The organism is Frankia sp. RB5 (genome assembly GCF_059816245.1).
In genome coordinates this window covers 46404-71040 of record NZ_JCBATA010000042.1, presented here as the reverse complement: position 1 = coordinate 71040, position 24637 = coordinate 46404, and the positions used below count along the sequence as shown (strand labels likewise).

The 24637-nt window shown below is 73.8% G+C and carries 24 protein-coding genes; 10 read left to right on the top strand and 14 right to left on the bottom strand.

The features are described from left to right. Window positions 1–348: 348 nt before the first annotated feature. Both AC6EXY_RS21470 and AC6EXY_RS21465 read left to right on the top strand, forming a co-directional pair. Window positions 349–1827, top strand: a complete 1479-nt coding sequence (locus tag AC6EXY_RS21470) for a P-loop ATPase, Sll1717 family (RefSeq protein ID WP_499818642.1) — start codon at window positions 349–351, stop codon at window positions 1825–1827. A gap of 85 nt (window positions 1828–1912) precedes the next feature. Continuing rightward, the gene (locus tag AC6EXY_RS21465) at window positions 1913–2551 is read left to right on the top strand and encodes a hypothetical protein (RefSeq protein WP_499818643.1); all 639 of its coding nucleotides are present in this window, start codon (window positions 1913–1915) and stop codon (window positions 2549–2551) included. Here AC6EXY_RS21465 and AC6EXY_RS21460 read toward each other — a convergent pair. Next, window positions 2497–2787 (bottom strand): hypothetical protein, encoded by a 291-nt coding sequence (locus tag AC6EXY_RS21460; RefSeq protein WP_499842396.1) that lies wholly within the window; start codon window positions 2785–2787, stop codon window positions 2497–2499. The genes AC6EXY_RS21465 and AC6EXY_RS21460 overlap by 55 nt on opposite strands. Window positions 2788–2938: 151 nt before the next feature. Further along, window positions 2939–4297: an alpha/beta hydrolase family protein gene (locus tag AC6EXY_RS21455; RefSeq protein WP_499818644.1), complete on the bottom strand. Its 1359-nt coding sequence runs from the start codon at window positions 4295–4297 to the stop codon at window positions 2939–2941. Between the two features lie 206 nt (window positions 4298–4503). Here AC6EXY_RS21455 and AC6EXY_RS21450 point away from each other — a divergent pair, with 206 nt between their 5' ends. Beyond that, window positions 4504–4698, top strand: coding sequence for a (2Fe-2S)-binding protein (locus AC6EXY_RS21450; protein WP_101832935.1), 195 nt, complete (start codon window positions 4504–4506; stop codon window positions 4696–4698). A 1-nt stretch (window position 4699) separates the two neighbouring features. On the opposite strand, the gene AC6EXY_RS21445 is transcribed toward AC6EXY_RS21450, so the two are convergent. From AC6EXY_RS21445 to AC6EXY_RS21425, 5 genes are all read right to left on the bottom strand, one after another. Then, on the bottom strand, window positions 4700–5512 hold the full coding sequence (locus AC6EXY_RS21445) for a family 1 encapsulin nanocompartment shell protein (RefSeq protein WP_101832931.1): 813 nt from the start codon (window positions 5510–5512) through the stop codon (window positions 4700–4702). Beyond that, window positions 5509–5886 carry an encapsulin-associated ferritin-like protein gene (locus AC6EXY_RS21440; RefSeq protein ID WP_101832932.1) on the bottom strand — a complete coding sequence of 126 codons (378 nt, stop codon included), beginning with the start codon at window positions 5884–5886 and terminating at the stop codon, window positions 5509–5511. The genes AC6EXY_RS21445 and AC6EXY_RS21440 overlap by 4 nt, the downstream gene beginning before the upstream one ends. Window positions 5887–5925: 39 nt before the next feature. Then, a complete protein-coding gene (locus AC6EXY_RS21435) occupies window positions 5926–7005 on the bottom strand; it encodes an OmpA family protein (RefSeq protein WP_101832933.1) in 1080 nt (359 codons plus the stop codon). A gap of 584 nt (window positions 7006–7589) precedes the next feature. Next, window positions 7590–8738: a phosphatase PAP2 family protein gene (locus AC6EXY_RS21430; RefSeq protein WP_101832934.1), complete on the bottom strand. Its 1149-nt coding sequence runs from the start codon at window positions 8736–8738 to the stop codon at window positions 7590–7592. 276 nt (window positions 8739–9014) lie between these two features. Next, a complete protein-coding gene (locus AC6EXY_RS21425; RefSeq protein WP_499818645.1) occupies window positions 9015–10466 on the bottom strand; it encodes a L,D-transpeptidase in 1452 nt (483 codons plus the stop codon). A gap of 565 nt (window positions 10467–11031) precedes the next feature. On the opposite strand from AC6EXY_RS21425, the gene pucL reads away from it, so the two are divergent. Beyond that, complete coding sequence (gene pucL, locus AC6EXY_RS21420; RefSeq protein ID WP_499818646.1) at window positions 11032–11910, top strand: factor-independent urate hydroxylase; 879 nt, start codon at window positions 11032–11034, stop codon at window positions 11908–11910. A gap of 34 nt (window positions 11911–11944) precedes the next feature. Here pucL and AC6EXY_RS21415 read toward each other — a convergent pair whose 3' ends face one another. Together AC6EXY_RS21415 and AC6EXY_RS21410 are read right to left on the bottom strand one after the other, a co-directional pair. After that, window positions 11945–12736 carry an SAM hydrolase/SAM-dependent halogenase family protein gene (locus tag AC6EXY_RS21415; protein ID WP_101831379.1) on the bottom strand — a complete coding sequence of 264 codons (792 nt, stop codon included), beginning with the start codon at window positions 12734–12736 and terminating at the stop codon, window positions 11945–11947. Next, window positions 12733–13170 (bottom strand): DUF3099 domain-containing protein, encoded by a 438-nt coding sequence (locus tag AC6EXY_RS21410; RefSeq protein WP_243407410.1) that lies wholly within the window; start codon window positions 13168–13170, stop codon window positions 12733–12735. The genes AC6EXY_RS21415 and AC6EXY_RS21410 overlap by 4 nt, the downstream gene beginning before the upstream one ends. Before the next feature lie 151 nt (window positions 13171–13321). On the opposite strand from AC6EXY_RS21410, the gene AC6EXY_RS21405 reads away from it, so the two are divergent. The 4 genes from AC6EXY_RS21405 to AC6EXY_RS21390 are packed head-to-tail and all read left to right on the top strand — an operon-like array spanning window position 13322 to window position 17359. Then, on the top strand, window positions 13322–14488 hold the full coding sequence (locus AC6EXY_RS21405; RefSeq protein WP_499818647.1) for a glycosyltransferase family 4 protein: 1167 nt from the start codon (window positions 13322–13324) through the stop codon (window positions 14486–14488). Continuing rightward, window positions 14485–15675, top strand: coding sequence for a glycosyltransferase (locus AC6EXY_RS21400; protein ID WP_499818648.1), 1191 nt, complete (start codon window positions 14485–14487; stop codon window positions 15673–15675). The genes AC6EXY_RS21405 and AC6EXY_RS21400 overlap by 4 nt, the downstream gene beginning before the upstream one ends. A 14-nt stretch (window positions 15676–15689) precedes the next feature. Then, window positions 15690–16532, top strand: a complete 843-nt coding sequence (locus AC6EXY_RS21395) for an SGNH/GDSL hydrolase family protein (protein ID WP_499818649.1) — start codon at window positions 15690–15692, stop codon at window positions 16530–16532. Window positions 16533–16561: 29 nt separating this feature from the next. Beyond that, complete coding sequence (locus AC6EXY_RS21390) at window positions 16562–17359, top strand: Rv1486c family protein (RefSeq protein WP_207770254.1); 798 nt, start codon at window positions 16562–16564, stop codon at window positions 17357–17359. On the opposite strand, the gene AC6EXY_RS21385 is transcribed toward AC6EXY_RS21390, so the two are convergent. The 4 genes from AC6EXY_RS21385 to fabG all read right to left on the bottom strand — a co-directional run bounded on the left by AC6EXY_RS21385 (window position 17360) and on the right by fabG (window position 20183). Then, on the bottom strand, window positions 17360–17875 hold the full coding sequence (locus AC6EXY_RS21385; protein WP_101831384.1) for a DUF3090 domain-containing protein: 516 nt from the start codon (window positions 17873–17875) through the stop codon (window positions 17360–17362). Between the two features lie 16 nt (window positions 17876–17891). Continuing rightward, complete coding sequence (locus AC6EXY_RS21380; protein ID WP_101831385.1) at window positions 17892–19025, bottom strand: ferrochelatase; 1134 nt, start codon at window positions 19023–19025, stop codon at window positions 17892–17894. Then, window positions 19022–19327 carry a hypothetical protein gene (locus tag AC6EXY_RS21375; RefSeq protein WP_499818650.1) on the bottom strand — a complete coding sequence of 102 codons (306 nt, stop codon included), beginning with the start codon at window positions 19325–19327 and terminating at the stop codon, window positions 19022–19024. Before AC6EXY_RS21375 ends, AC6EXY_RS21380 begins: the two co-directional genes overlap by 4 nt. A 139-nt stretch (window positions 19328–19466) precedes the next feature. Further along, entirely contained in the window at window positions 19467–20183 is a 717-nt protein-coding gene (fabG, locus tag AC6EXY_RS21370; RefSeq protein WP_101831387.1) for a 3-oxoacyl-ACP reductase FabG, read from the bottom strand. Window positions 20184–20223: 40 nt separating this feature from the next. Between fabG and AC6EXY_RS21365 the strand changes: the two genes are divergently transcribed. Beyond that, the gene (locus AC6EXY_RS21365; protein WP_101831388.1) at window positions 20224–20517 is read left to right on the top strand and encodes a DUF167 domain-containing protein; all 294 of its coding nucleotides are present in this window, start codon (window positions 20224–20226) and stop codon (window positions 20515–20517) included. A gap of 484 nt (window positions 20518–21001) precedes the next feature. After that, complete coding sequence (locus AC6EXY_RS21360) at window positions 21002–23716, top strand: pyruvate dehydrogenase (RefSeq protein WP_499818651.1); 2715 nt, start codon at window positions 21002–21004, stop codon at window positions 23714–23716. A gap of 22 nt (window positions 23717–23738) precedes the next feature. On the opposite strand, the gene fabI is transcribed toward AC6EXY_RS21360, so the two are convergent. Further along, on the bottom strand, window positions 23739–24512 hold the full coding sequence (fabI, locus tag AC6EXY_RS21355; protein WP_101831763.1) for an enoyl-ACP reductase FabI: 774 nt from the start codon (window positions 24510–24512) through the stop codon (window positions 23739–23741). Window positions 24513–24637 lie beyond the last annotated feature (125 nt).

Genomic DNA, 24637 nt, shown 5'->3' with positions numbered 1-24637 from the left:
CCACCACCAGCTCCTCACCCACCTCACCCACCACGACCCCGACGCCGCCGAAACCCTCTGGCGCCACCACCTCACCACCACCCCCCACACCCCCCACCACCCCACCACCCCCCTCGACCTGCTCAGCGACTGACCGCCCAGCCACCCGCGCCGCCCGAATGAAATACCCCAGGTCAACGCGGGTATCGGATGGCACAGCGAGCGCCGCCGTCGGTCATTCCCGGCGGCGGGCCGCAGTGTCCTGTCCGCGCTACCGAGGACAAAAACCGCCGGAAAAGAAGCAAGAACAAGGGTATCCTCGTCAACATCCGAACCGATCACAACGGATGTTCGACCGAAGGGGCCCGTGTGGTCGATCTCGCACGTCTCAGTTTCGGCGCGGCGGCCGCGGAACGCGACGTCCGGCGCGGCCTGGACGCCTATTTCATTGAGTCGTCCGCCTACACCCGGATGAACGCGGGGACCAAGACAATCCTCGTCGCGAACCGCGGCGCAGGCAAGAGCGCGATCTTCAAGACCATCGCCCACCGGCAGCGGGACGCGGGCGGCTCGGTCATCGAGCTGGCCCCGGAGGACTACTCCTACGAGTTCCTCAGCTCGGCGATGACCCGGGAGCTCGACGGCGCCTGGGCGAAACTCGGCGCCTACGCGACCGCCTGGAAATACCTCCTGCTCGTCCTCATCATGAAGGAGGTGACGCGGCGGCACGGCCGCATCCGCCGCGGCGCCGAGAGCCAGATCTGGGCCTACCTGCGGGACAACCACGCCGGCGGGGCGAGCGGCGCGTTCGACTCGTTCGTGTCGTACCTGCGCCGCATCGAGTCGGTGAAGGTCGGGCGCTTCGAGGCCGGGGTGCGCACCCGGGAGCTGCAGCATCTCTACAAGCTGCAGGAGATCGACCATCTGTTGCCCCCGCTGATCCGGCTGTGTGAACGCACCCGGATCACCGTGCTCGTCGACGAGCTGGACCGCGGCTGGGACGCCTCCGAGGATGCCCAGGCGTTCGTCGCGGGCCTCTTCCAGGCCTGCATGACGATCAACGACATGTCCCCCGGCCTTCGCGTCTGCATGTCGCTGCGCAAGGAGCTCTACGACAGCATCCCCGCGATCTACGACGACGCGCAGAAGTTCCGCGATCTCATCGAGGTGATCTCGTGGGACCGGGAGGGGCTGTGGCGGCTGATCGCGGGTCGTATCCGCCACACCGTCGCGGACTGTCGCCATCGTTCCGACGACGACTGCTGGAAGGCGGTCTTCACCCGGCCGGTCTGGTCGTTCCGGTACATGGCGGACCGGGCGCTCGGCCGCCCACGCGAAATCATCCAGTACTGTTCCCACGCCCTCGACCATGCCCGCACGAACAGCTCCCGCCCGTCGGTCCGCATCACTCCCAAGGACATCCAGGCGGTCGAGTCGACGTATTCGGGTGAGCGCACCCGCGACATCGCCGCCGAGTACCGCTTTCAGTACCCGGGGCTGCTCGGTGTGTTCCAGGCGTTCCGCACCGGTCCGGATGTCTGGACCCGGGAGGACCTCGAGCTGTTCCTGCTGGACCTGGCGACCGGCTCGGTCGGCGTCGCCCCGGAAGCCCGTTCCTGGATCGACAGCCGCGACCCGGACGTGATCCTGCAGGTGCTGTGGGAGATCGGCTTCCTCACCGCCGCAGAGCACCCAGCCGCAGAGCACCCCGCCACCGGCCAGATCGGCTATCCGGCCGAGGGCGGCCTGGACGCGGTCGGCCCCGACCCGCACGCGCCGCCCACACCGCACAGCGTGGATCGTTTCCGCATGCACCCGATGTTCCACCGATACGTCGCCGACCGCTGACCCTCCGGCCGCGCGGTGCGGCCGTTTCACATGAGGCGGTCAACACGGTGGTTCCGCCGCCGCCGGTGGCACTACCGTGAGCCGCATGCCGTCGGCGGGTCTGGCGTGGCAGACACTCACCGATCCGGGGGCGCTCGCGCTTGTCGACGCCGACTCCGGCCGTGCCGCCGCGCTCTCCCGCCCCCACCCCGCCGACCTGCCGATGGTGCAGATCGTCGACCTCGAACGGCTGGTCAGCGGCTGGCTCGCTCCGGCCACCCGGCCCCAGTCCGCCCAGCGCCTGCGTGAGCAGGAGGCCGCCGACCCGCTGCGGACGCTGCGCGGACTGTGCTGGCTGGCGGCCATGTGGGTGGTCGCCGTGCACCTGCGCACCGGCTGGCAGCCGACGGCGATCGTCGGTGACCTGAACGTGCCCGGGATCTGGCGCCTCGCCGAGGCGCCGTGCAGCGCGCAGGTCTGGGAGGACCTCGCCGAGCGGGTCCGGCTCGGGGTGCTCGCGGCGCTGACCGGCGACGCGGACGCGAACGCGCGCTTCGCCGACTACCTGCGCCGCCCCCCGGGCATCGCGCCGATCCTGCTCAACCACACCCTGCGCATACTCGAGGACCTGCATCAGAGGATGCTCGAGAACGGCATCGACTCGCGCGACATGGCGGGCACCCTGGCGCTCTACACCGTCGACCCGGCGGACCGGGCCACCGCCTGTTTCCGCCCACTGACCTGAGCGGGGCCGGCCTGAGCGTCGATGTAGACGACCCGGGTGGTACCGCCATGACCGTGGATGGCGAGCAGCGTCTCCATGGTCGGGTAGATCGCGATCGAGTCGTGCTCGGAGTGCCACCACAGCACACAGGTGCCGTCCGGCGCCTGCGCACCGAACGCGACCAGCCCCGTCCCGGACACCCCGGACACGTCGACCTCGCGCTCCAGTTCGAACCGTCGTACCTGGCGAGCGGACATCGCCACGACCTCCTCACGGGGCACCGCACCGTACCCGTAGGCATGCCGGTCGGTTGGCCAACGGTAGCCGGCAATGTCGGGGCCGGTCATCCGTATGCCCCCATGGCACCGTCCGAGTGATCCGCCCGGGGTGGTATCCGCGAGGTATCCGTCACGGTCTGGCGCGCAGCGTCACCGTCGGGCCGGTCCCCCAGGTGCCCGGGGCGAGGAAGGCCGCGTCCGCGGACTCCCCCCGAAGCCGCCAGTCCAGGAAGGCCACGACGGCTCGCTCGGTGAGCAGATGCGCCGTCGTCGAGTCAAGGTAGGGCGGCCAGCAGGTCGCGCGTGCGGTGACCTCGACCCGAAGCCGCAACGCCGTCGGGATCCCCGCCGTGCCGAGCAGGCCGTACTGCCGGCAGACCTCGGTGAACGAGTTGTGGGTGGCCCCGCCCAGCACGGCGGTGACCACCGGATGGGACGCGGTGAGCAGGCCGAAGCCCCGATCGATGTTCGGGTCGACGGGCACGGCCGGATCGGCGCCGCCGCCGATCAGCAGCGTCGGGACGTCGACGCGGGCCAGCATGTCGGCGGGCAGCGGCGAGATCGCCGGGGCGAGGCCGACCGACGCCCGCACCCGCGGGTCCGCCGGCACCCCCGGCAGGCCTGCGCTCGCCATCACCGAGGTCAGCCCGCCGAAGGAGAACCCGAGGACGGCCACCTGATCGCTCCGGACCAGCGGCTGCACCGTGCAGGATGGATCGGTCAGGGCATCGAGCACCGCGGAGACGTCGCGCGAGCGGTCGAGGGCCATGTCGAGCTGCGGTTCGGTGTGCCCAAGGGCGGCATCCACCATCGTGTCGCCGGGGTGGTCGGGGGCGACGGCGACATAACCGTGGCTGGCCAGCGCCTCCATCAGATAGGTCGACTGCACCCGGCTACCGGCGCTGCCGTGGGAGAACAGGACGAGGCCGAACGCGCCGGGCGCCGGTGCGGCGTCGGTGACGGCGCTCGCCGACCTGAGTCCGATATCCCCGGCGAGCGGATAGAACGCCGGCTGCCCGGCGGCCCCCCGCGCGCCCCCCACCGCCACCTCGGGGCACGTACCCCCCGCCCCCACACCCGGCCCGACCAGCGCCGCCGCCGGCACCCTCAGCCGCACCATCCCAGCCCGCCGCACCATCCCAGCCCGCCGCACCATCCCAGCCCGCCGCACCGCCCCGGACAGCGCCGACGAGCCTGGCCGCAGCGCGATGGTGCGGGGCAGCTCACGTGACGAGAGCCCCGGCGCCGACGGCAACGCTGGGCTCGCCGGGTACCACACCGAGGTGATCAGCGTCCGCCCGGGACGATGCGGATCGACGATGCGCACCGTCCGGTAGCCGACCGCCCACGGCCCCGCCAGCCCCGGATCGGCGACCACGTCACCCAGCGCGACACGCGGCACGGCCGCCACGGTGGCGGCGAGAAGCATGGTGGCCGCGAGAAGCGTCGACGAACGGCTGCGGAACCCGCGTCTCAGGCAACGGCTCACCACACAGAGACTACTTAGAGTGAGGAAGACTCGCCGTCCGGCGGCCGAGGTGTCCGGGTCCGTCGGCGTCCACGGTCACTCTCCGCCAGGGGCCACTTCGCCCGAGGTCAGGGGTGATACGGCCGTCTTGCGCGCGCCGCCCGCGCATGGCACTCTGCGTTTAAGGAAGCCTTAGCTAAGCCTCCGGTCCGCCGGTGGGAGGTGCGGTGCTCGTCTGTTCCTGTTTCGCGGTGTCCGACCGGACGCTGCGCGCGGTGATCGCCGCTGGCGCACGTGACGTCGACGAGATCGGTGAACGCTGCGACGCCGGTACCGGCTGTGGCGGCTGCGTCGAGGAGATCGAGGATCTGCTCGACGAGTCCGCCCCCCGCTGCGCCCGTCTGGTGGCCAGGGCGGTCTAGCCTACGTGCCGGCCGGGACGAGTGCGACTGCGGCGTCCGGCTCGGCGACCCGGAAGGTGAAGCTCTCCTCCAGGTACAGGTCGACCGTGTCCGCCGTGTGCGACGCGTACCCGATCGACAGGTCCTGCCCGGACTCCAGCACGAAGTCACCGCCGCGCAGGCTGAGCACGACCGCCCCGGTGACACCCGGGGCCTGCACGACCGGCCCGTCGAGGATGTGCTGCAGGTGGGCGAGCAGCAGGTAGCCGCCGTGTTCGGCCGTCTCGATCACCGCGGTGTAGCTGTCCGGCTCGATCGCCAGCGCGTAGGGGCCGGCGATACCGGCACGGCGCAGCAGGGCGACGGCCTTCGCGACGGTGCGCGGGTAGGTGTCGGTGCTCTCCGCCAGCGGCAGGGTCGGGTGCGAGGACGCCTCGGTGATCCCGACGAGGCCGGCCTCGGCGTAGCCGTGGAAGACGACGGAGTTCTCGGTGAGGGCGATGCGGCGCACCGCCTCCTGCAGCGGATCGAGGTTGATGTCGTCGGCGCCGCGGTCGGCGTCGGCTAGTTCGGCCCGGTCGAGGGTGAACCCGACCCGCAGCTCGATGACCGGCTGCACCCGGCGCCGGCGGGCACGGACCCCGTCCGCCGGCGGCGACGGGAGATCCTCGACGCGGCCGAGGGCGGTGGCCGCGTATTCCCAGCCGTGCGGGCCGGCGAAGTCCACCACCTTGCGGGCCGCCAGGTTCGTCGTGAGCCGGGCCTTGGCCTCGTCGTCGATGGCCTTCCAGGCCGCGTCCGTCAGCGGGGCGTGGCCACGCAGCAGATGATTCACTCGCCCAGTCCCTTCAGGCTGCCAATTCCAAGAGATCCGTCGCCCAGCCCCGGCGCCGGGCTCGGTTCCATGGCCTGTTCCTCGACGTCCGTCACCGGGCCTTCGGTGAACAGATAGGTCCGCAGCTGGGTGTCCAGCACCGAGTCGTGCCGGCGCAGCCACTCCAGCGTCATCGCCGCGTGTTCCTTCTCCTCGTCGCGGTTGTGCGCGAGAACCTGCGCCAGCTCCGGGTCGGTGGCGGCGTCGACCCGCTGGTCATACCAGTCGACCGCCTCCAGCTCCTCCATCAGCGAGACGATCGCCCGATGCCGGTCGACCGTCCGTGGGGAGAGCTTCTCGGGCTGCTCGTGCAGCCCCATGCTTGAGTCGCCCATGGCGTCTGCCTACCACGCCACGGCCGGTCAACACCGCTGTCAGCGTACCGTTACTGGAGTGATCTCGATGCGGCGGTTGGCGGCCCGGCCTGCCGGCGTTCCGTTGTCGCCGACGGGCTCGCGGGAGCCGAACCCGGCGGCGCGGACCCGGTCGGCCGGCACACCCTTGCGGACGAGATAGTCGGCGGCCGTCTGGGCGCGGTCGAGGGAGAGCGCCTGGTTGAGCGGGGACGGGCCGGAGGTGTCGGTGTAGCCGCCGACGAGGACGGTGACCTGCCCAGCGCGCAGCACCTCGGCGATCTGGTCGAGCCGAGCTCGCGCCGCGGCGTTGAGCACCGAGCCGGCAACCGGAAAGGTCACTCCGTCGCTGCCGAGCGCCGCCCGCACCGCCGCCCGCTCCGCGGCGGAGGAGCCGGTGCCCGTCGCGGCGGAGCGACGGACGGTGAGCTGGTCGCGCACGGTCACGCCGGACACGGTGGCGCCAGCCGCGGACAGCACGGCGGCGGACAGCCGCTGCCCGGCTGCCGCGTCGGGAACACTACCCGCGACGGCTACCGTGGCGCCCCGCAGCGTCGCCGAATGGTCGCCTGGAACGCCCCGCAGCGCCGCGGCGAGAGCCGGTACCGCCTCGACGGGTGGCTCGGCGACGGCCGGGTCGACGCGGATCTGCCCGCGCACCGTGCCCCCCGCGGCGTCCGCGACGGCGGCGAGCAGCGACGCCCGGGCGGCCCGGTCCGGCACCGTCGCGTCGATCGACATTCCCGAGCCCGCAACGGCCAGCACCAGCGGCCGGGCCGGCTCGGAGGCGATCACCACGTCGTCGCCGAGCCGCGCCGAGGTGGTGCCTGCGACAGCCGCCGAGGCACGCGCCTGCTCGGCGGCGGCGGCGTTCGGGAACCGCCCCGTGACGACAGCCTCGCGCCCCTCGATGTGCACCTGCGCGTGGACGCCGCCCGCCGCCTTCACCGCAGCCGTCGCCCGCGCCGCCAGGTCCTCCTGGATGGGCCCGCGCCGCAGCGCGAACGCGATCAGGGCGAGCAGCAGCCACGCCAGCAGCAGCGACACGGCGAACGCCACCGGCCGGGGCCGGTTCAGGCGCGCCGCCAGGGACTGTGTCATCGGGGCTGGGCCATCGGATGAGACTCCGAATCGGGGAATCGGGGGAATCAGGCGCGGGCACCGACGACCACCCGTCGCACCGAGCCGCGGCACGCGGAGCCGTGGCACGCGGAACGGGACGGGAGCCATCGGGAGGGACGTACGAAGAAGGCGCGGCCAACCCGGCCGCGTCACAATGTTCGCACATCACCTCACGGTCGACATCACCGGGCCGCACCATCCGGCCATGCCGCAGAGGAGACCGGCCACCGCGCAGGTCAGGGCGCGTGCGGAGTCCTGCGGAGGTGGCGTTGCGGTGCCGCGCTGGTCGAGTCGCCCACGCACCCTCTGGCGGGACTGCGGCTCGTCGCCCCTCGCCCCTCACACCACCGCGCCTGGCCTCGTCCGACGGTCAGGCGGTTGATCGGGTTCGGCTGTTCCCGCGGGAACGCGACTTCTCGCCCTTGTGGTGATCGTCCTGGACTAACAGGAGCATTTGCGTCAAGGCAAAAAACATCACCACCACACCACCCACCCTCACCACCCACCCTCACCACCCACGACCTCGACGCACTCATCCATGACACCGAGCCCGGGTAGCAGGATCACCGTGCGGGTGCGCTGTCGGGCCGGGGGGCCAGCTCCTGCCTGCCAGACGCATCCTGTTCGTCCCGGGCCGCAGCCGGCGCCGCGGTCGCGACGGTGCGGGCGGCTGGCACCGACGATGCGCTGGGCGCCTGGGCCGGTGGGCTGGACTGCATGTCCGCGGGCCGGGACGCCGCGCGCGGGTCCGTTGGGGCCTGTGGTGGAGTGGCGGGGCCTGTGGTCGCCGGACCGGTTGAGGCGGCCGGTCTGATCGTCCCGTCCAGCTCGTTTGCCGGCAAGGAGGCGCCCCGGGCGGTGGCGGCGATGGCAAGGCCTGGGCTGCCCGCGGTGGCAGAGTCCGCCTCGGTGGCAGAGTCCGCCTGGGTCGCCTCGAGTCCGGCCGGGGCCGGGGTGAGGGCGGGGCGGACGCGGGCGCGCAGACGGTGGAAGACGAGGGCGACGATGCCGGCGGAGACGCCGAGGACACTCCAGCCGGCGACGGCGTCGAGCAGGTAGTGGTTCGCCGTGGACATCACCACGAAGAAGGTCGCCGACGGGTACAGCACGCCGAGCACCTTCGTGACCGTGTGCCGCCCGTAGCGGACCAGCAGGAAGCCGCACCACAGCGCCCAGGCGCAGTGCAGCGACGGGAGGGCGGCGAACTGGTTGGTGAGGCCCTCCAGACCGTGCGGAGCGGCACTGGCGGAGCCGCTCCACCATCCCCACTTCTCGAAGTGGGACATGGTGTCGGTGTAGGGAGTGCCGGTGAGCAGGCGGGGAGGCGCGGTCGGGAACAGGAAGAAGCCGAGCAGGCAGATCAGCGTCGTGACGACGAGCGTCCAGCGGATCTGGGCGTAGTTGCGGGTGTTGCGCCGGTGCGTCCACACCAGCAGGCTCGGCGTCACGATGAAGTGCAGCGTCGCGTAGTAGTAGCAGCACACGATCGCTACCGGGGGGACGCTCTGCAGCCACCGGTTGAGCGACAGCTCGATATCGAGGTGCAGGAAGGTCTCGAGCCTCAGCAGGTCGTGGCCCATCCGCATCGCCTCGGCGATTGAGCCGCCGGCTCCTGACCTGGTTCCGGTGTACGAGTAGTACAGCACGGCCAGCATCAGCACCTCGACCCACCAGACCGGCAGACCGGTGGTCTGGTTGCGCAAGCGCCTCACAGTGCACCTCTCGAACGTTCCCGCAGCCCGCACACATCGGCGCACCGCCGCGGGCGCCACCCCCCGGTTCTCGGCGGCCCGCCTGTCATGGTTCCACTCAACAGCATGAGCTGGCGGGCTCGGCCACGGGCTCAACCCCATCACATCGCGCGTAGTACGGCGAACCGCCACCACCGGGTGACGGATACCCGACAGTTTCCTCCGTGGAACGCCGGACGGCGTGGCGGGCCCGGGCAGGGGTGCCGCCACGCCGTCCGCGTGGGCCGCTCGGCGCGCTCAGGCGCCGCCCGCCGCGACCGCGCGCGGTGCGGTGGCCGCCACCGGGGTGGCCGCCGTCGCCGGGGGGGTCGCCGCCGGGGCGGTGGGTGCAGCCGGGGCGGTGGGTGCCGCCGTCTCGGGCTGGTCGGACACGGGCAGCGCGCTACCAGCCTTCCACACCGACCACGGCACCGACCAGATGTTGCCCGACTGGCTGGTGTCCGCGGGCCGCCCGGTGTTGACGATGTCCACGATGTCCCCGAGCCGGCTGATGCCGTAGAACCACTCGGCGTCGGCCGGGGAGGCGTTCACGCAGCCATGGGAGACGTTCGTGATCCCCTGGGAGGCCACCGACCACGGCGCCGAGTGCACGTACTGGCCGCCGCTGGTGTAGTTCACCGCCCACTGGACCTTCTCGTAGTAGTAGTCCGGGTTGCCCTTGGGGATGCCCACGGTGGCAGAATCCATGATCACCTCAGGCGACTTGCCGAGCACGTTGTGCGGGCCGTCCATCGACGGCGTGCTCGGCTTGCCCAGGCTAACCCGCAGGGTCCGCAGCAGCTGGCCATTGCGGAACACCTGCATGAGGTGGGTGTTCGCGTCGACCTTGGAGATCTGCGCCGCGCCGACGACGAAGTCCATCGCCCGGTCCTTGACGCCGTACCGGCCGCCCCCCGCGTCGTAGCCGGCCAGGTTCGCCTCGACGTGCACCTTGGTGCCAGGCGTCCAGTACTGCTGCGGCCGCCACATGGCGACCCGGTTGGACACCCAGTTCCAGGCGCCGAGGACCGGCGGGTCGGCCACGACCGAAAGGCGCTGCTGGACGGCGGCCTTGTCGGTCACCGCAGCGCTGAACGTCAGGCTGATCGGCGCGCCGACGCCGACCGCCTGCCCGGTGACCGGATCCCAGGAGACCTTGAGCGACTTCGCGGGCGTCCCCGTGACGAAGCTCGACCGGACCGTCTTCGTCCCGGTGACCCCCGCCGCCGGGCTGGTGGAGGCGACCACGTCGTACCGCGAGTCGGAGAACAGGCCGCCGCCCGACGTCCAGGTGCGCCGGTCCGCCGAGAACGTGCCGAGCAGGACGCCGGGATCGGTCTTCTCCGACGCGCTGGCCGCCCGGTTCACGGTGACGTCGGCCAGCGGCGCGTTGGCCCGCACGACCACGTGGTCGGCGAGGGTGATCCCGCTGGCGCCGTCCCCGGGGGTGACGGTCACGGCGGCCGCCGGGGTCGGCGGCGCGGTCGGCGCGGCCTGCTGGGTGCCGCCGCCCGAGGAGCAGCCGACGACGGTGGCCAGCGCCGTGACGATCGCGAGGATCGTGCCGAGCCGGCGGCGCAGTTGGTGGTCGGTCAGGCCGAACGGGCCGTCCGCCGTGAGCACACCGGGCGAGCTGGCCGGTCGTGGGCTCGGGAAGCTCGGCCGCCGACCACGCAAAACGCGTGATGGAATCATTACCGAGCGAGACATGTAATGCCCTCTTCCGAAGAACACGACCGGCGTCGTCGCCGGCCGGAAACCTGAGTTCGAACGGTACCCAGGGCCCGGCGCCGCGTCCCGTCGATCACGGGAACGTGCGGTGTCAGCCGGAAGACCATCACTCTTCGTAGAGTGAATGTATACGGAGGGTAGCACCCTCCGGGTATTCCCCATAAACCCCTCCCCTTCCCCCCTTCCGACGCTCTGCACCACGGTGAGGTTGCTCCCCGGGCGGGACAATTCAGCGGCACCCGAAATCGATCACAGAACCCACGGCAACACCATGGGGGCCGCAACCCGTCACGTCATGTCGACCTATTCCGCAACCCTGGGACGACCATCGCGGCCCGTCGACGGAAAGCACCCGGATCATTGCTTCGTCGTGGTGTCGCACGGACGGTCCGCTTGGGTGCCGCGTGGGAGGTGTCGGCTGGCCGACGTGACATCGGGACGAAACTGGCCGCCGCCCGGGGTGTCACAGCCGTGCCGCAGGATGGGCACCAGCCGCGGGCGCGGGCCGCCCCACGGCCGCCGCCCCACAAACCAAGGAGAGCCGATGGCGATCGTGCTCGGGCCGAACCAGTTCGGGAAGGCGGAGATCCGCCTGGTCCACGTGGACCGCACGAGTCCGGTGCACCGCGTCACCGATCTGAACGTGTCCACCGCGCTTCGTGGCGACTTCGCCGCCGCGCACCTGACCGGCGACAACAGCCACGTGCTCACCACTGATGCGCAGAAGAACACCGTCTACGCCTTCGCCCGGGAACACGGAATTGGCGAGATCGAGAATTTCGCGCTACGCCTCGCCCGGCATTTCGTCGGGTCCTTCCCGTGGATCGGGGGCGCCCGCGTCGAGATCGAGCAGTTCGCCTGGGAACGGATCACGGTCGATGGCGCGCCGCATGACCACGCATTCCGGCGGGCCGGCGCCGAGAAACGGACGACCGTCGTCACCCTGCACGGGGACTCCGCTTACGTCGTTTCCGGGCTGGCCGGGCTGGTCGTGCTCAAGTCGACCGGATCGGAGTTCTGGGGATTTCCGCGCGACCACTACACGACGCTGGCCGAGACGACGGATCGCATCCTGGCCACCGAGGTGACCGCCCGCTGGCGTTACGCCCGCGCCGACCTGGACTTCGGCCCGCTGTTCACCGGGGTGCGCGAGGCTCTCGTCAGCACGTTCGCCCGGGTACACAGCCTGGCCCTGCAGCAGACGCTGTACCGGATGGGCGAGACGGCGCTGACGGCATACCCGGAGGTCGCCGAGATCCGGATGTCGATGCCGAACAAGCACCACTTCCTCGTCGACCTCACCCCGTTCGACCTGGACAACCCGGACGTCGTCTACCAGGTGCCGGACCGGCCGTACGGGCTGATCGAGGCGACCGTGACCCGCGACGACGCTCCGGCGGCGGGCCCGAGCTGGACTAGCTGAGACCTGGACTAGGTGAGACCTGGGCTAGCTGGGGCTAGCTGAGGCGCAGCGTGACGCGGTCGCCGGGGGCGAGGCGCAGGGTTCGGGCGGCGTCGCCGTCGCGGACGGCGAGTGCCGCCATGCCGGCCGCATCGACGTACAGCAGCGGGTCGCCCGGCGCGACGGAGCCGAACGTCTCCCCCACCGCAAGGTCACGATGCTGGTCGTCGCAGGTCAGCCGGGCGCGGGCGGGTGGGCGCAGCCCGGCCTCGGCCAGCAGGGCGCCCGTCGCGGCGAGCTGGACGTTGCCGAAGACGTCGACGAGGACGACCTCGGCTTCGAGCGCGCCGTCCGGGTCGAGCCGTGTGTGGGGGGTGGGCAGGCGGACGAGCGAGGCCGGGTCGAGTGGCGCGCCGAGATCGGTCAGGTCCCGGCCCCCGGCAAGCAGCGCCGCGGCGGGGGCGAAGACGTCCCGGCCGTGGAAGGTGGCGGGTGTGCCCGGCGGGACCGGCAGCCGCACGGCGACCTCGACGCCGCCCAGCCGCTCGGCGGCCTCGACCAGCAGGCCGTTGTCCGGGCCGACGAGGTGTCCGCCGGCCGCCCGCAGCGCGACGGCCCGCCGGGCCGTGCCCACGCCGGGGTCGACGACCGCGAGATGGACGCCGCGGGGCAGCGCGGGCACCGTCTGGGCGAGTACCGCGGCGCCGCGGCGCACGTCCCCGGGGGGCACCAGGTGGGTGACGTCGATGATCCGGGCCGCGGGCAGGGCCCGCAGGATGGCTCCGTGGCAGGCGGCGACGAACCCGTCGGCCAGGCCGTAGTCGGTGGTGAAGCTGACGATCGTCACGGCGCCGGCGGGTCCGCGGCGCGGGGGCCGGGGTTGCCGTGCACCCAGCCCTCGTCGTCGATCCAGCCCTCGCTGTCAACGACGCGGTGCGGGTCGGCGGTGAGGGCCGGCGGGGCGTCATGGACGGCCTGGACGGCCTGGCCGGGGTCGAAGGCGGCCGGCCGGTCGCGCTCGGGGGCCGGGCCGCCGTTGGCCGCGACGACCGCCACCCACGGCAGGATGACGGCGATGGCGACGGCGACGAACCGCAGCCAGCCGTGGAAGGCCACGACCGCCAGCACGAAGCACACGACCCGCAGCGCCATCGACGCCAGGTAGCGAAGCTCCCGGCGCTGGATGTCGGACTGCCGGGACCGGCTGGCGGAGGTGATCAGCACCGTCCGCGGCTGCCTGAACCTCACCCGTACCTCACTCGCCTCGTCCCCGTCCCCCACCCAATATCCTCCTTCCCGCCCGCCGAGGAAAACGGCGCCGACGCGGCACCCGTCACCCGCGCGCTTTCCGGCACCAACCTGTGCGGGAACGTTCATGTACCGGTCGGCTGGTCGTCCGCGGGACGGCTTCGTGCCCTGCCACCGTGCTCGTGTGCGCGTAGCCGTGATCACCGAGTCGTTCCTCCCGCACGTCGATGGGGTGACGAACACGGTGTGCCGCGTCCTGGAACATCTACGTGACCGAGGCCACGAGGCGATGGTCGTAGCGCCCGCACCCGCACCGGCCGCCCGGCGCACCGCCGCACGCGAGCACGCGGACGCGCCGGTGCTGTGGGCGCCCTCGGCGCCGCTGCCCGGCTATCCGGCGTTCCGCTTCGCCGTGCCGTGGCCGGCGCTGACCGCGGCGCTGCGCGAGTTCCGGCCGGACATCGTGCACCTGGCTGCCCCGGCGGGGCTCGGCGCCCAGGCCGTGCTCGCCGCCCGGCGCCTGGACGTGCCGTCCATCGCCGTCTACCAGACCGACATCGCCGCCTTCGCCGCCCGCTACGGGCTGGCGACCGCCGAACGGACGATCTGGCACTGGCTGGCCACCGTGCACCGCCACGCCGCCCGCACGCTCGCGCCGTCCTGGGACGCCGTCGACGCGCTGCTGCGCCAGGGCGTGCAGCGGGTGGCCCGCTGGAGCCGGGGCGTCGACCTGGAGCGGTTCGACCCGCGCCATCGCGACGAGGAGCTGCGCCGTGAGCTCGCGCCGCACGGGGAGCTGCTCGTCGGCTACGTCGGGCGGCTCGCGAGGGAGAAGCGGGTGGAGCTGCTCGGCGGGATCGCCGACCTGCCCGGCACCCGGCTCGTCGTGGTCGGCGACGGTCCGTCGCGCGCGGCGCTGACCCGGCAGCTGCCCGGCGCGGCGTTCCTGGGCTTCCGGGGCGGCAGCGACCTGTCGAAGGCCGTCGCGAGCCTGGACCTGTTCGTCCACACCGGCGTGCACGAGACGTTCTGCCAGGCGGCGCAGGAGGCCAAGGCCAGCGGCGTGCCGGTGGTGGCGCCCGCGGCCGGGGGGCTGCTCGACGTGGTCGAGCACGGCCGCACCGGCCTGCACTACACCCCCGGCGACGCGGCGGCCCTGCGCGCCCAGGTCGCAGCGCTGATCGGCGATCCGGACCGGCGGGCGGTGATGGCGCTGGCGGCGCGCGACTCCGTCACCGGCTGCGGCTGGAGCTCGATCGGCGACGAACTCCTCGGACACTACCGCGACGTGCTCGGGACAGGCGGACGCGGCCGAGGATCACGGGCGAGGGGACAGGTGGTCACAGCATGAAGATCGTGCAGACGGCGAACTTCGTTGCGCCGGCTTCCGGGGGGATCCGGACGACGCTGCGTCACCTCGCGGCGGGGTACGCCGCAGCCGGCCACGAGGTGGTCCAGATCGTGCCCGGCGAGCAGGACGGGGTCGAGGAGCTCGGGGGCACCCGGGTGCTGCGGGTACGCGCGCCGCGGCTGCCCGGCACCGGCTACCGGGTGATCAGCCAGCCATGGCGGGTCGCGGCGCTGCTCGACGCCGAGCAGCCCGACCGGCTGGAGGTCCACGACCGGGCGACGCTCGCCCCGCTGGGCCGGTGGGCACGCCGCCGCCGGGTGCCGTCGCTGGTCGTCAGCCACGAGCGGCTCGACCGGCTGCTGGGCACCTGGACGCCGGTGCGGCTGCGGGGCATGCTGCCCGTGACGGCGGCGGCGGACCGGGCGAACACCGCGCTGGCCGCCTCCTTCGACACGGTGGTCACGACGACGGCGTGGGCCGCGGCCGAGTTCGTCCGCCTCGGCACGCCGAACCTGTGCCACATCCCGCTCGGCGTGGAGCTCGGCGGCTTCCACCCGGACCGGCGGGACCGCACGCTGCGGCGGGCCTTCGCCCGCGACCGGGAGGCGCTGCTGGTCGTCGCCAGCCGGCTGTCCCCGGAGAAGCGGGTCGACCTGGCCGTCGACGCGGTCGCCGAACTGGTCCGCCGGCGGGTGCCGGTGCGGCTGGTGATCGCCGGGGACGGGGCCGCCCGCGGGCGGCTGGAGCGGCGCGCCGCGGGGCTGCCCGTGACGTTCCTCGGGTTCGTCGCCGACCGGGAGCGGCTCGCTGGGCTGCTGGCCAGCGCCGACGTGGCGCTCGCTCCCGGGCCGGTGGAGACGTTCGGCCTGTCGGCGCTGGAGGCGCTCGCCAGCGGCACCCCGGTCGTCGTGCACCACGCCAGCGCGCTCGCCGAGCTGGTCGTGCCCGGGGTGGGCCTGATCGCGGCCGGCAGCGGGTTCACCTTCGCCGACGCCGCCGCGGAGCTGCTCGCCGCCTCGCCCGCGCAGGTCGCGGCGCGCCGCGGCGCCACCCGGGCGCGGGCGGAGGGGTTCACCTGGGCGGCGACGGTCGCGGGCTTCCTCGCCTGCCACGGCGGCGAGCCGGCCGCCCCGGCGGCGCCCCCCGAGCCACCGGCCGGCATCCCGGCACCGCCGCTGGCCGCCTGAAGGGTCCGGGCAGCATGCCTGCCGACTGGTCGCCGCGCTACGTCGCCCTGGGCGACAGCATCACCGTCGGGCTCGGCGACGGGGTGACGATGGGCCGGGAGCACCGCGGTACCGCTCCGGCCCGCGGGTTCGCCGCGCGTCTCGCCGAGCTGCTCGGCCCGCCCGGCGCCGTCCAGTACACCAACCTGGCGACCACCGGGGCGACCGCCCGCGAGGTGCGCACCCACCAGCTGCCCCTCGCGCTCACCCTGGCGCCCCGGGTGGCCACCGTCGTCGCCGGCATGAACGACGTCCTCAAGCCGACGTTCGACCCGCTGCGGGTGCGCCAGGACCTGGTGTGGACGGTCAGCCGGCTGCGCGCCGAGGGCACCGTCGTCCTGACCGCGACCATGCCCGACCCCGGTCGGCTGCTGCGGCTGCCCGGGCCGCTGGCCCGGCTGCTCGCCGAGCGGGTGGAACGGCTCAACGCGGCGGTCCTCGCCACCGGCCGGACCGATCCCGGGGTGCTCGTCGTCGATCTGGGCCGGCACCCGGCGGTGCGCCGGCGGTCCAGCTTCGATGTCGACCGGGTGCATCCCGGCCCGCACGGGCACCAGCTGATCGCGCAGGCCTTCGCGCACCGGCTCGCCCAGGCCGGGGTACCACTTGTCGGCCCGCTGACCGGCGCGAACGGGATCGTGGACGGTGATGCGGAGGTGAGGGCACCGGGTTCGCTGCGGCACTCCTACTGGCTGTTCAGCGTCGGGCTGCCGTGGCTCGCCGGGCGGTGCCTGGCACGCGGAGAACGGCGGGTCTCCTACCCGATGGTCGTCCCGCAGGCGGAAAATCTGCCTCGGAGTCTGCCTCGGCGTGCCTGAGGGCCCTGACATTGCCTACGGTAGGGCCTGTGCTTCCCGCCCTGTCAGCCTCGCCCCGGTCCGGCGTCCTCACCGGATGGGGCAACGCGTGGCTCGCCGGGCTCGTCGGGCTCGACGATGTGATCACCCAGGTGCACCGCGCGCTCGGCGGTGCGGCGGCCCCGCACATCCTCGGCGACGAACCCCTTGTCCTCGGTCTCGGCGCGCTGCGATCCGCCGGCGCGCAGCGGCTGCGGCTCGTGCTGCCCGTGCCGGGGGACGCCGCCGGCCTGCCCGGCCCGCCGGAGGTCAACCGGGACGCGATCACCGCCGGCGAGGCCGTGCTCGTCGTCGGGCCGAACCCGCCGCTGGCGCTGGTGCCCGGCGTGGTCGTGCACGGCCCGGCGCTGGAGGGCGGGCTGGAGTCGGTGCACTGGCGAGTGCTCGCGGCGGCGCGGGTGCCCGTTCCCGGCGCCGGGTTGCGCGCCGCCGAGCTGGAGCTCGGCGAGGCGATCCGCACGACGACGGCGGCGCTGGTCCACCTCGACATCGCCAGCGCCCGTCCCGAGGTGCTCAACGTGCTGCGCGATCGGGTCGAGGAGGAGCCGGGTCCCGGTCTCGGCCCGGGGTATCCGCCGGGCGCGCACGCGCTGCTGGCCCGGGCGGAGCGGTTGTCGACGCTGCTCGACCTGGCCGCCCGCGATGACGGCGCGGCCGTGACGGCCAGCGAGATCGCCCGCCGCTCGGCGGCGCTGCGCGGTCTGTCCGCGGCGGTGCGCCGTGCCTACGAGGCGGCCTACGGCGCGTTCGACCCCAGCTACGCTACGGTGCCGCCGCGCCGGCGCTAGTTAGTTCAGCCGGGGGCAGAAGTGGCCGCCGGGATCGTCCGGGCGGCCGCAGAGCACGCACGGGGGGCGGCCGGCGGCGACGATGGTGCGGGCGCGCTCGATGAACGCGCGGGCCTGGCGGATCGACAGGCCGACGCGCAGCGAGTCAAGCTCGTCCTCGCTTTCGGGTAGCCGTATCTCCCCCGGGGACAGCCCCGCGGCCTCGACGAACACCCGGTGGCCGTCCCAGGAGACGGTGAGCTGCCCGAGGTGGAAGTCCTCCTGAAACGGCGCGTCGAGCGGGGCGAGGTCGATCTCGACGTCCGCCGCGGCCGGCAGCGGGATGCCCTGGGTCTGGCCGACCTGGCCGAGCAGCGTGTTCAGCCCTTCGGCGAGCGCCGTGACCTCCGTCTTCTCCAGACCCACCGTCACGACCTGGCCGCGTCCGGCGGCCTGCAGGAAGAAGACACGGTCCCCAGGCTGCCCGACGGTGCCGACCACGAACCGATCGGGGGATTCGAACACGTAGCGCTGCATAGCTCCCATCGCTCCGTTACCCTTTTTCGCCTCGTCGTCCGGTCATGGTTGCGCCGTCACCCATCAGTATCGCCGTTTCGGGGACGAGTCCACTCCCCGGTGGCTGGCGCCCAATCCCCGGTGGCTGGCAGCAGTGTGGTGCGCAGACGTCGGTCCAGGGTCCAAGCACGGACAGTGATCGTCGGGGCAGGGTCGGATCGCGAAGCTCGTCGACGAGTTCCCGGACCATCGCGACGAAGCGCGGGTCGGTACCCACCGTGCCGGCGCGGGTCGCCGGCAGTCCCAGTCCGCGCGCCCGGCGCAGCGCCACGACGTCGAGGTCGTGGACGACCTCCATATGGTCGCTGACGAAGCCGATCGGGACGAGGACGGCGCCGGCCGCGCCGGCCGCGGCCAGCTCGGCGAGCCGGTCGCCGACATCTGGTTCCAGCCAGGACACGGACGGCGGCCCGCTGCGGCTGCAGAAGACGATCTCGACCGGGTGGCGCACCCCGGTGCGCCGCTCGACGCCGGCGGCGATCAGGTCGGCGACGGCGCGCAGCTGGCGAGGGTAGGCATCGCCGTGCGGACCGCTGGCCGCCGACTGCGACAGGGGCAGCGAATGGGCGGTGAACAGCAGGTGGGCGTCGGCACGGGCCTTCACCGGCAGGTCGGCGAGCGCGGCCAGGCAGTGGTCGATCATCGGCTCGACGAAGCCGGGATGGTCGAAGAACAGCCGCAGCTTGACCAGCTCCGGGCGCTGCGTGCCCGCCGGCAGCGCGGCCAGCGCCCCGGCGAGGTCCTCGCGGTACTGGCGGCAGCCCGAGTGCGACGCGAACGCCGAGGTGACGAAGCAGGCCGCCCGGCGGACGCCGGCCGCGGACATCTCCGCGACCGTGTCGGTCAGGTAGGGGGCCCAGTTGCGGTTGCCCCAGTAGACGGGCAGCTCGGGCAGGCTCGCGCGCAGGGCGGCGGCGAGCGCCCGGTTCTGGTCGTTGAGCGGGCTGCGGCCGCCGAACATCCGGTACTGCTCGGCGACCGCCTCGATCCGGGCGGGCGGGATGGCACGCCCGGCGGTGACGTTGCGCAGGAACGGCAGCACGTCGTCCGGCCCCTCGGGCCCCCCGAAGGAGACGAGCAGGAGCGCGTCGACCTCGCCGCCGCCCGTCATCGCGGCACGCGGTGGGCCAGGGCCGCCGGATAGGTGGGGAAATAGCGGCCGATGGTGGACAGCTCGAACGACGGCAGGATCGAGCCGGCGGGCTCGCGGGCGAGCAGGTACTCGAACGAGGCCCGGACCAGGGCGATGAGAGCCGGCCCGTCCGCGGGGTCGGTCGCCGTCGCGGCGAGGACCGCGTCGTCGACCCGGACCTGGTACTGGAAGGACAGCCCCGGTACCCCGGGCGCGGTCTCCTCCGCCACCGTCACGTCGAAGTCACGGCCACCGCGTGGTTCCACCAGGATCACGCTCATCGCCCACTCCCTCGTGGCTGCGCCGGCGACCCAGCCGGCGACCCAGCCGACGACAGGGCCAGCGACAGGGCCGGCGGCAGGGCTCCCCCACCCACGATATCCGCCAGCGCCGCGGCACACCCACCCACGGGCTCGGGCGTCAGTGACCCATGCTCAGGCCGCCGTCGACCGGGATCAGCGCGCCGTTGACGTAGCTGGCGGCGGGCGAGGCCAGGAAGGCCACCAGAGCCGCGACATCCTCCGGCTCGCCCATCCGCCCGCCGGGCACCGCCGCGGTGAGCGCCTCGCGCTGGGCGTCGGTGAGCGCGTCGGTCATGTCCGTGCGGATCGGGCCGGGGGCGACGACGTTGGCGGTGATGTTGCGCGGGGCGAGCTCGCGGGCGAGGGAACGGGCGAAGCCGATCAGGCCCGCCTTGGACGCCGCGTAGTTCGACTGGCCCGGACCGCCGACGGACGCCACCACGGACGAGACGAAGATCAGCCGGCCGCGGCGCAGTCGCATCATCGGCCGCGTCGCCCGCTTGACGACCCGGTAGGCGCCCAGCAGGTTCGTGTCGACGACCTCCTGGAAGGCATCCTCGCTCATGGTGGCGAGCAGGGTGTCGCGCACGATGCCGGCGTTGGACACCACGATCTCGACGGGGCCGAGCTCACCCTCGATCTCGGTGAACGCCTTGTCGACGCTCTCGGTGTTGGTGACGTCCAGCCGGACGCCCAGCATGCCCTCGGGCGCCGAGCCGCCCCGGCTGCCCACCGCGACGCGGTTGCCCGCGGCGGCCAGCGCCAGCGCGCAGGCCGCGCCGATCCCGCGGTTACCACCCGTCACCAGAGCGACGCGACCCTCGTTTTCGACCATGGCGGGAATAGTAGCCGTCCGGTACGGGATCCTGACGTTCATGCGGGTGACGATCCGGGTTCAGCCAGGAGCGCGCGGCGGCGGCGTCGGCGGGCTGTGGGACGACCCGCGGGACGGCGCGATGCTGGTGGTGCGGGTCGCCGCGCGCGCCGTCGACGGCCGCGCCACCGAGGCCGCGCTGCGTGCCCTCGCCGACGCCCTGGGCGTGCGCCGCGCCGACCTGTGCCTTGTGCGCGGCGCGACCAGCCGGGCGAAGACCGTCGAGGTCACGCCGACCCCCGCCGTCCCCGAGGACGCCCTGCGCGCCCGCCTGCACGACCTTCTGCACGCCTGACAGGCGGGCATATCGAGCGGCAAACCCGGCATACGTGATGTTCAGGGCGGCCACCGCGTCGAACCGCCGCCCTGCCCGACCACCACCGAGGTGGGGGGAGCAGCCCACGAGGTAACGGCGGGACACGGATGCTGAAATGGTGCGGCAGGCATTGCCGGTGCGTGGGCGCGGCCCGGCCGGCGGGCGGTGGCGCCCGGCGCGTACCGCCGATCCTGGCCGGGGGCGCAACCTCCGGCCCTCATCGCACGTCCGGACAGGGGAGGTCGGCGTCGTGGGACGGAGGCCGATCATGCGCAGGCCGGACAGCCGTGCGGTCGACGCGACGCGCGCGTATGTCGCTCGGGGGGAGCTCACCCTTGGACCAGACGACACTGGACCAGACACCACTGGACCAGACGCCACCACATCCGCGAGCGCCACGCCCGCCGGCCCGCCCCGGCCACTCGCGAACGGCACAGGCCCCTCCGACGGCACAGGCGAGACCGTGCTGACCACGCCGACGACCTACGCGTCGGCGGGCGGGCCTGCCGAGTCAGCGCCCGGCCACGCCCGTGCGGCCACGGATGGCGACACGCCCTCCCACGCCCCCGACGGCCTCATCCCGAACGGTCTCGTCCCGAACGGCGTCACGGCGGGCCCCGCGCCCGCGCCGCCCGCGCCGCCGGTGCCGGGGCCGCCGGGGGGCGTGCTCGACCTCGAGGCGCTGGCCACCCTGGACGGCCGGCTGCGCACCGTGGCCGCGGCGATCATCGACGAGGGGGTGCGGTCGGGACGCCGCTCCCCCGCCGACGCTCGCCTGGACCGGGCGGGAGTGGCGGCGGCCTCCAGCGTCGCGACCGTGCTGTGGTTCGACGGGCTGCGCGCCGAGGACCGGGTCAGCGTCACGCCGCACGCGGCGCCGCTCGTCCTCGCCGTGCACCATCTGCTCGAGGACGCGCTGCTCGTGGATGCGCGGGCGGCGGGCCATGACGACGAGGCCGCGCCGGCCGGCCGGCGGCCCGCCCCGGTGGAGCTGGACGCAGGGCCGGTGCGCATGCTGGGCGCGGGCAACGTCGGGCCGAGCGGCACCGTGTGGGCGGCGCTGGCCCGCCGCTACGCCGGGCAGCGCTTCGACGTGGCGCCGAGCGGGCGGCAGATCTGCCTGATCGACTTCGCGGAACTGCGCGACCCGGCCGTCTGGGAGACGATCACCGACGAGCGGGTCGCCCACCTCGGCGAGCTGTTCTGGGTCGTCACGGTCGCCGGCGCCGGCGTGTCCCCCGGCGCGCCGGGCGGGCCCGAGGGTGCTCGCGACGCCAGCGGCATCCATGGGATCGGTGGGACTGGTGGGATCGGTGGGCCGGGGGGCATCGGGGGGCCCGGGCGGGCGGCGCGGATGTTCGAGGCGGCGGGCTGGCAGGTGCTCACGGTGCGCCACGGCCGCCGGCTCGGCGCGTTGCTGCGCGCCCCCGGCGGGCAGGCACTGACGTCCCGACTCGACCAGCTCAGCCCGGCGGAGTACCAGGACCTGCTGCACCTACGGGGTACTGAGCTGCGACGCCGGCTGGCCGGCCCGGGGGCGGCCGGCGCGGGGGTGAGCCGCCTGCTCGACACGATGGGCGACGACGAGATCCTCGCCTGCCTGCGTGACCTCGGCGGCCACGACATCCCGCTGCTCATCGACGCCTTCGACGAGGTCGCCGCCGACCGCCCGACCGTGCTGTTCGCCTACACCGACGACCTCCTCCACGCTCCCGACCAGCCGGCACCCGCCGTCACCGAGCAGGGCCCCGCGGCCGCCGTGATCAGCGCCGGCGACGCGGATGCGGTGGATGCGGATGCGGCGGACACGGACGTGGACGGAGGGGATGTCGCCGTGGTCGACGGTGTCGCGGCGTCCCGGGCGGGTGTTCCCGTCGAGGCCGGCCCGGACGTGCCCGCGGCCGTGGTGGCGCGGCGCGCCGACCTGGCTGTCCGCCCGGCCGGGGACGGTCTGGGGCCGCTGCCGTGGAGCTCGGGCGCCCGCCGGCTGGCCCGGCATGTGGCCGCCTACCTGGACCGGGCGCCGACGGCGCCGCGTGACCCGGCGCCCGTCCCTGCGCACACCGGCCGCGCGTTCCCGGCGTGGATCTCCACGCAGGCGGCGTTCGGACTGCTGTTGCGCGATCTGCCGGCCCTCGCCCCGGCGACGGCCGCCGCCGTCGTCACGGTCAGCACCCGCGCGGCCGACCCGGTGCTCGCCGGCTGGCTCGCCGCCGGCCCCGACGGGCCCGCGGGCGCGGCCGACCGTGGCGCGGTCGAGGTCGTGGCGGACCATGGCGGCCGGCGGGTGAGCGGGCGGCATGTCGCCGGCGGGCTGTCGGCGGCGGCGTTCGGCGGGGTGCTGGGGTCGCTGGGGGTGGCGTGGAGCCGGCAGGGCCTGCCGCTGCTGCCGATCGGCGTCGCCGACGAGGTGAGTGCGGGGCGGGTGCTCCCGGGATGGCTCGCCGCCGGCGCCACCGACGCCCGGTCGGTGCTCGCGGTGGCCGACACCGGGTTCGACGCGGCGTCACGCGCGCTGGCCTGGAACGGCGGCGACGGGGTGCCCACCGCGGTCGCGACCACCTGGATCCCGGCGTTCGCCGACGACACGGCCTGGTGCCTGCTCGCCGGGCTCGACCGCCTCGCCCGCCTCGACGGCGCGTCCAGCCTCGTCCGGTTGTCCGCCCGGCCGGTGGACCAGCGCCTCGCCGAGCTGCCGGCGGACCCGGACGCCCGGCGCCGCCGCCGCGCCCTGGTGCTCGCCGGCGGCTACCGGCTGCACGAGGGCGGCCCGGACGCCGTGATCACCCTGGTCGGCGTCGGGCCGGTCCTGCCGGAGGTGCAGCTCGCCGCGGCACGGCTGCGGGCGGGGCTGGGCCGCGAGGTCAGCGTGGTGTGCCTGACGTCGCCGAACGCGGTCTTCCACGCCCTGCAGGCCCGCCGCGGCCTGGCCGAGGGGTCCGACGCGCTGCTCGCCGAGCTGTTCCCGGCCGAGCGGCGCACCCCGATCGTCACCGTCGTCGACGGTGACCCCCGCGCGCTGAGCTTCCTCGCCGGGGTGCACGGTGACCCGATCTCCACGCTCGGCTCGGCGGCGCCGCCGCCGGGCTCGCCGCCGGCCGCCGACGCCGAGCCCGTGCCGGCCGACACGATCATCGGCACCGCCCTGGACCTGCTCGACGAGGCTGCCGGCCGCTGATCCGGCGGACCGGCGGCGCGGGTCAGACGCCGACGGCGTGCACCCCGCCGTCGACGTGGACGGTCTCGCCGGTGGTCGCGGGGAACCAGTCGGACAGCAGCGCCACGCAGGCCTGGGCGGCCGGGGTGGTGTCGTGGACGCTCCAGCCCAGCGGCGCGCGGCCGTCCCAGACATCCTCGAACTGGCTGAAGCCGGGGATGCTCTTGGCCGCCATCGTCCGCAGCGGGCCGGCGGCGACCAGGTTCACCCGCACGCCGCGGGGGCCGAGGTCGCGGGCGAGGTAGCGGGCCGCGGAGGCGAGCCCGGCCTTGGCGACGCCCATCCAGTCGTAGGACGGCCAGGCCACCGAGGCGTCGAAGTCGAGGCCGACGACTGACGCCCGCTCGCCGAACAACGGCAGCGTCGCGCGGGTCAGCGACGCCAGCGACCAGGTCGAGACCTGCAGCGCCGTGCCGACCTCGGACCACGCCGCCTCGACGAACGGCTTGCCGCCGAGCACCGACTCGGGGGCGAAGCCGATCGCGTGCAGTACGCCGTCAAGGCCGTCGACGTGTTCGAGGACGCGCTCGGCGAGGGCCGCGAGCTGCTCCTCGTCGGTGACGTCGAGTTCGACGACGGGCGCCTCGGTGGGCAGCCGCTTCGCGATGCGGCGGGTCAGGGACAGGCCACGGCCGAAGCCGGAGAGAACCACCCGGGCGCCCTGTTCCTGGGCGATGCGGGCGACACTGAAGGCGATCGACGCCTCGGTGAGGACCCCCGTGACGAGGATCCGCTTACCTTCGAGAAGTCCGCTCATGGCCCGCATCCTGCCAAACATCGGCGGCCCCGCGGGTATCCGTGGTCCAGCAAGTCCGGCCTCGCCCCACTGACCTGGACCGACGCGGGACCCCTCGCGTCCGGCTCGGACCACATGCTCGGACA